We start from the raw sequence: 6,025 nt of genomic DNA, 5'->3' as shown, positions 1-6,025 counted from the left end.
GAAACTACTTTGCGGGCGCAGCGTCACCGGTCGTCCCCTGGGCAGGGGCTCCGGGCTTGACCGTGCTGTTCAGTCTGCGCTGAGCTGCGGTCTCCTCGATCCGGTCCAACCGCCTGGTGAAGGCTGCCGTCTGGAGTTCGTCCCTCAGCTTCTGGATCTGGCCGTAGAGCTCAAGGGCCTTTGGTCGGTCGATGGGGGTTGAGGCAAGGGCGTAGTCGAGGTCGATGCGCAGCTTCTCCAGCGACCTGGCCTTCTCCTTAAGTTCCTGGGGCAGGTCCATGACCCATCCCCTGTGGGCCCCCCGGCCGCCGTTCCTGCCCCAACGGGCGGGGCCCCCGCACCATCCGTCTGTCGCCTCGCCGAAGCAGGAGCTGTCCTGCCTGCCCCAGCAGGCGTCGGGACGCGCGCCCTGCCACCCGCAGCCCGGACCGGCAGCGGGGTTCTGTCCCCAGTGCCCTTCCTGCGCCGGAGGGCAGTAGGGTGCGACAGCCCGCCCATGCCCGCAGTACCCCCTGGCCAGCGCCGCGCCGGCCAAGCCGACGGATCCCAGAACCAACAGGGTGATGATCGCTTTCTTTGCCTTCATGACAACGTCCTCCTTAAATTAATTGCTTTCGCGTTCCTTGAGCCCCCGTCGTCCCCGTGCGGGCTGCAGGGGCTTGAACGGTTTAAGGATACGGCTACAATATGGAGAGAATATGGGCAGTTTGCGGAGAAAATGTGGAATTTGAACCGAGGCTCGACAGGGGCCGCAAGGGGCAGAATCCGTATGCCCGGTGGGTGCAGCCTGTGGATTGGAGGAATCTTTTGATGTGGTTCGTGTACGCAATGCTCTCCGCTGCGTTCGCCGCGGCGACGTCCATCCTGGCCAAGGTCGGAATCAGGGGGGTGAACTCCAACCTGGCGACGGCGATCCGGACGACTGTCGTGCTGACGATGTCCTGGGGGATCGTCTGGCTCACCGGCGCGCAGAGCGGCCTGACTGAGATCAACCGTCGGGGTTGGGTCTTCCTGATCCTGTCCGGCCTGGCCACGGGGGCGTCCTGGCTGTTCTACTACCGCGCCCTGCAGTTGGGCAGGGTATCGCAGGTTGCGCCGGTGGACAAATTCAGCATCGTGATCACGATCGCGATGGCCTTCTTCCTGCTGCACGAGGAGGTTGCGGTCAAGACGCTCGTCGGGGCGGCCCTGATTGCAGCGGGGACCTTCGTGATGATCCTGTAGCGGTTCAGGGACCAAGGCGCCGGTGTCCCGACCGGCCTGGCCGTGGAGGCGTCGTCTTAGGCTCCTCTGCCTCCGTTTCCGGCACGTTCATATTTTCTTCGCCTTTATGTTTTACCATATGATCGTCAGTGATTTTAAGCGGAAATTGCCGGAGGTGTGCGCGTTGAGGCTGTTGATCGTTGAGGATGAACCGATGATCGCGGAGGTGGTCGCTGCCTACGCAGAGCGCGAGGGATATGAGACGCGCTGCGCCCCCGACGGAGAAACCGCGCTGAAGCTATGGGACAGCGAGGGGGCTGACCTGGTGGTGCTGGACCTCATGCTGCCGAGAGTGAGCGGCGAGGAGGTGTGCCGGCGCATCCGGGCTCGCTCGGCCTCCGTCCCTATCATCATGCTGACGGCAAAGAGCTCGGAGTCCGATGTCGTCGCGGGCTTGGATGGGGGAGCGAACGATTACGTTTCTAAACCCTTCAGCCCAAGGGTTCTGATGGCCCGTATTCGTGCCCAGCTTCGCCCGGCGGCGGTTGGGACGCCGGGGCCTTCGGTACCGGTCCGTTGTGCGGGCGGACGCATCGAGGTCGATGCGGACAGGGTGGAGGTCCGAAAGGACGGCGTGCCCGTCCCCATGACCCGCAGCGAATTTCTCATCTTCCAGACGCTGGCCTCACGTCCCGTTCGCACCTGGTCTCGAGATGACATCATCCGTGCAGCGTTGGGCGACGACTACGACGGTTTTGATCGGACGGTGGACACCTACGTCAAGAACATCAGGAAGAAGCTGGCCGAGCCGGGGCATGAGAACGGCTGGATTCGCACGGTGTACGGCTTCGGATATCGCCTGGATGATGCGGGGGAGGACCGCCCATGACGTCCGCGAGAGGACGTTCCCTCCGCTCTCACCTGATGTGGCTGTACGTGCTCCTGGCGATCTTCAGCGGGGTCGTGGTGCCGCTCCTTGGGATGCTCTTCAGCCATGCAAGTTTTCAGGAGTACCAGCGACAGGGACGTCAGGCGGCGCTGGACTTGCTGGCCCGTTCCCTTGAGGACCTGTATCGGGAAACCGGCAGTTGGGATCGGGCGCGCGTCATGGACGTCCTGAGCCTGCCGGCGCGGTGGGGCGCGGTCAACATCGCGCTGCGGGACCAGGAGGGGCGGGTGGTCTGCGCTGCCGGACCGAGTGGCATGCACGCCAGGGGCGAAGGCCATGGGGCGAAGGGGCGGGCGCGGGAAACCGGCCACTCAGGGCATGTGATGGGGGAGCTGTCGCAAGCGCACGGTCACTCCTCGACGGCGCTGTCGCCCCTCGATGAGGGCTCCGGATCGAAGGGACGGATGGTCATTCAGCTCACCTCGGAGGGACGGGTGATCGGCGTCCTGGACGCTGACGTGCGCGTTCCTCAAGGCCGGTTTGAACGGGCGTTCGTTTCCCATCTGACCTCCTACACGCTTGCCGGGACCTTGGTGATGATCCTGGTGGCCTGTGGCTTGGGGTATATGGTGGCGGGGCGATTGAGCCGCCCTGTTGCCAGGGCGGTGGAGCGCACGAAGCGCATTTGTCGCAGGGAGTACGACCTCAAGCCCGCAAAGCCTTCCGGCATTCGGGAGATGGATGACCTCACCCGTGGCGTGGAGGAATTGGGGCGCTCCTTGGCGGAGCAGGAAAGGCTTCGTCAACGGCTGATGACGGACGTGGTTCACGAGCTTCGGACGCCGCTGACGGTGGTTCGAAGCCAGATCGAAGCCATCGCGGACGGGGTGTGGGAGGCCAGTCCGGAGCGGCTGGCGCTTTGTGTGTCGGAGATGGAGCGCCTGAGCGGCCTGATTCGGGACGTGGAATCCGTGACGCGCATGGAAGGAGACGCCGTCGCCATCAAGCCTGAGCCGGTTGATCTGTCCGCGTTTCTTTCCTCGGTGCTGGATGCGTTCCGTCCGCTTTTTGGAAGGACCGGCGTGGCGCTTCGCCGGTCCCTTGCCCCAAGCCTGCACGCCGAGGTGGACGAGGACCGCTTTCGTCATGTGATGGACAACCTGTTGTCCAACGCCCTGCGCTACACCCCGAAGGGAGGATGGGTCGAGGTTCGGCTCCGGCGTCGGGGGGATGAGGCTGTGATTGAGGTGCAGGATTCGGGGAGTGGAATATCCCCTCAGGACCTGCCCCACGTCTTCGACCGCTTCTACCGGGCGGACGAGTCCCGCGCCCGTGTGACGGGGGGACGGGGCGTCGGGCTGTCCATTGCGCGGGCGGTGGTGGAGGCCCACGGCGGGACGATAGGCGTTGAGAGCGAGAGCGGAGTCGGCAGTTGCTTCACCGTGACGCTGCCGGCTGTGGAGGGACAGGCGGCACGATCAACGAACTCGATGGACGAGGCGGAGAGCGCGAAGGGCCCTGAGTTGCCATTCAGATAGACGGTGCAGCTCAGAGCCCTTCGCGCCCCTTGTCGGCCTGGCGTTCCGAGTGATGGGCGGGGATTTCCTTCAACGCCTCCTCCGTCTTTTTGAACGGGGACCCTGCCTCGAACGGTGGACGCCAGACTGGTCCCGTGCAGTCCATCCTTTACTTTCTCATCAACCCCGCACCGGCCTTCCAGGCCTGTCCGACCTTTTCTCCAATCTTGTAATAGCCGTTCTGAAACTGGTCGAAGGCAAAGGCGTTCAGCTTCGCCGGATCGACCTTCCCCTTTGAATCCAGGACCTTCTCGTCCGCGCTGACGCCGACGATCTTCCCAATGACGCAGTGAAGGTTCTCGGTGTCCACGATCTCCAGCAGCTCGCACTCCATCGCGACAGGGAACTCCTTGATGACAGGGGCGTTTACGTGAGCGCTCCTGACCTGAATGGACGGATCCTTTGCGAATACGCGGCTGTCGTTCGTGAGTTCCTGAATGGCTGTGTTCTTCATGTCCGTAACCTCCGTTGCGTTTGTCGGCGCCGCCATGGCGGAGCCGAAGGACAGGATTCCCGCAAGAAGCGCGGTCAGCGCGAGTATCGGTGTTTTTTTCATTTTGACCTCCTGTGTGTTGGGCTTCGGAGCGGCGCTTTTGCCTCCCGCCATGCCTTGAAAACAACGCCTGGATATCGACCCTTTCTCCCCGTTTTGGGATTGCCACCCTCGCTGTCCATACGATAAACGTTCCCAGGACATAGGTCAAATGCCTAAAGTGCAGCTTCAGGAATGCCTGAAAGGCATGGCCCACTATAGAACGCCGTGCGGAGAAGGAGGACTGCGAAAATTCGCGTCCTGCGTTGTCTTCCGGAGGTGGTCCGGCCCCCTACGGCTCTCCTGCCGGGACCAGATTGCTGACGTACGCCCTTTTTCCGGAGAGGACCTCGTCGTAGAATCGTTGCTTTGCGTCGATGTATTGGATCGAGTTCTCCAGGGCCGCCATGCGCTCCACAAGCCTCCTCCTTTTTTGTTCGAGCAGGTTTTTCCGCTCCGGAATGCTGGAGACTCCCTGGAGGCACAATTCCAGGTATCTCTTCATCTCCTTGATGCTCATGTCGCAATCCCTGAGACAGCTCAACCCTTTGATCCACGCAAGGTCGCGTTCGTCAAAAACCCTCCTGTTTCTCCCGTCCCGCTTCACGTTGGGCACAAGGCCCTCGTTGCAGTAAAATTTCAGGCCCTGATAGGTCATTCCCGTCTCCTCGCAGGCCTGCGTCATCGTGTAGACCATCTTCTCTCCCCCGTTTTACGTAAAAGCACAGTTGACCGATGGCAACAATCGGTTTGTAGAATCTTTGTTATGACCGGGAGCCGTTATATCTACTCAAGTTGCCAAGTTGCCGCTCGGCTGTTGGGATTGCAGCATCCGTTCTCAAGCAATGACGCGATTGGGCCCGACGGGGGCTCAAATCCGAGGCGATTTCAGCTATACTGGGAGGCAATGGCGATGGAATATGCGAAACCGGGGAACGGCTTAAAGATATCGTATGAAGGAACTCGGGGTCGTGATGCGCCTTCGGGAGCTTGGCGTCACCGGGACCATGCTTAACACAGGGAGGCACCCCATGGGACTTTCTTTGAGCGCGATGCGTAAAGTATTGGAAGATGAGAATATTTGCGATTCCCTCAAGGGGCGGGTACAGTATTTTGTTACTCGGTATAGAGAATCCCACGACCAGGAGGGGCGCGTTGCCGTCCGTCTTGACGGAAACGAGATTTTCAAGTCCAACTTCTACGACGGGGAGATAAAGCGCCATGAAGCATGGAGCGAAATTGACGCAAGCAAAGGCAGACATACGGAATATTCGGAATGCGGAGAACAGATAGAGCTTGAAGCCTTAAATAAGGGCGGCTTCGACCGATTTGCTTTTTACAATGCTTTTCATAGTTACCAAAACAGCGGCATCGACGACAGCTTGCAGTCTCCTGACCCTGTAGTGCGGCTCTTCGCCATTTTGGACAAAAGAGTCGGGAAAAGGCGATTGCATAAGATTGTTTCCGAGACCGAACAGCAGCCCGCATGGTTGAAGCCTTTCTACCGATTACGGCTGGAATTGGACGGTATTATTTGATATACAGCAAAACAAAAAGAACTGACTGACGTTCAAAATCGGCCGGCTCTTTACTTTTTTCAAAAATCGATCAACGTTGCCGCTCGACCCTTGCCAGCCTCGCAAGCCCATTTTGATCGTCGTGGACGGCTTCCAGGTTATATCAAATCACGTCTAATGTGGATTGTCTCCCCTGAAAGGGGAGGTGGTTCGCTTCAGCAAACCGGAGGGGTTCAGCCAGACGACCGGCCTCACGCAAGCCGATCTTTCGGGAGGATTGCGGCGACCGGTCGGTCGGCTGAGGGCG

7 protein-coding genes are annotated in these 6,025 nt (G+C 60.5%); 4 read left to right on the top strand and 3 right to left on the bottom strand.

Translation table 11 applies throughout. The annotated features are described in order from the left end of the window. Positions 1 to 4 precede the first annotated feature (4 nt). Positions 5 to 586 carry a hypothetical protein gene (locus SY1_RS11715; protein WP_015557149.1) on the bottom strand — a complete coding sequence of 194 codons (582 nt, stop codon included), beginning with the start codon at positions 584 to 586 and terminating at the stop codon, positions 5 to 7. A gap of 224 nt (positions 587 to 810) precedes the next feature. Here SY1_RS11715 and SY1_RS11710 point away from each other — a divergent pair, with 224 nt between their 5' ends. The 3 genes from SY1_RS11710 to SY1_RS11700 all read left to right on the top strand — a co-directional run bounded on the left by SY1_RS11710 (position 811) and on the right by SY1_RS11700 (position 3,630). Then, entirely contained in the window at positions 811 to 1,224 is a 414-nt protein-coding gene (locus tag SY1_RS11710; protein WP_015557148.1) for an EamA family transporter, read from the top strand. Between the two features lie 163 nt (positions 1,225 to 1,387). Beyond that, the gene (locus SY1_RS11705; protein WP_208873865.1) at positions 1,388 to 2,092 is read left to right on the top strand and encodes a response regulator transcription factor; all 705 of its coding nucleotides are present in this window, start codon (positions 1,388 to 1,390) and stop codon (positions 2,090 to 2,092) included. Continuing rightward, positions 2,089 to 3,630, top strand: coding sequence for a sensor histidine kinase (locus tag SY1_RS11700; RefSeq protein WP_015557147.1), 1,542 nt, complete (start codon positions 2,089 to 2,091; stop codon positions 3,628 to 3,630). The genes SY1_RS11705 and SY1_RS11700 overlap by 4 nt, the downstream gene beginning before the upstream one ends. Positions 3,631 to 3,778: 148 nt before the next feature. Here the strand turns inward: SY1_RS11700 and SY1_RS11695 are convergent, their stop codons facing one another. Then, on the bottom strand, positions 3,779 to 4,225 hold the full coding sequence (locus SY1_RS11695) for a flavin reductase (RefSeq protein ID WP_015557145.1): 447 nt from the start codon (positions 4,223 to 4,225) through the stop codon (positions 3,779 to 3,781). Positions 4,226 to 4,493: 268 nt separating this feature from the next. Then, positions 4,494 to 4,886, bottom strand: coding sequence for a MerR family transcriptional regulator (locus SY1_RS11690; RefSeq protein ID WP_279369754.1), 393 nt, complete (start codon positions 4,884 to 4,886; stop codon positions 4,494 to 4,496). A 346-nt stretch (positions 4,887 to 5,232) separates the two neighbouring features. Between SY1_RS11690 and SY1_RS11685 the strand changes: the two genes are divergently transcribed. Next, positions 5,233 to 5,739, top strand: coding sequence for an SF0329 family protein (locus SY1_RS11685; RefSeq protein WP_208874070.1), 507 nt, complete (start codon positions 5,233 to 5,235; stop codon positions 5,737 to 5,739). The last annotated feature ends 286 nt before the right edge of the window (positions 5,740 to 6,025 follow it).

It is taken from the genome of Fretibacterium fastidiosum (assembly GCF_000210715.1).
Lineage (GTDB): Bacteria > Synergistota > Synergistia > Synergistales > Aminobacteriaceae > Fretibacterium > Fretibacterium fastidiosum.
This window is presented reverse-complemented; position numbering and strand designations above follow the sequence as displayed.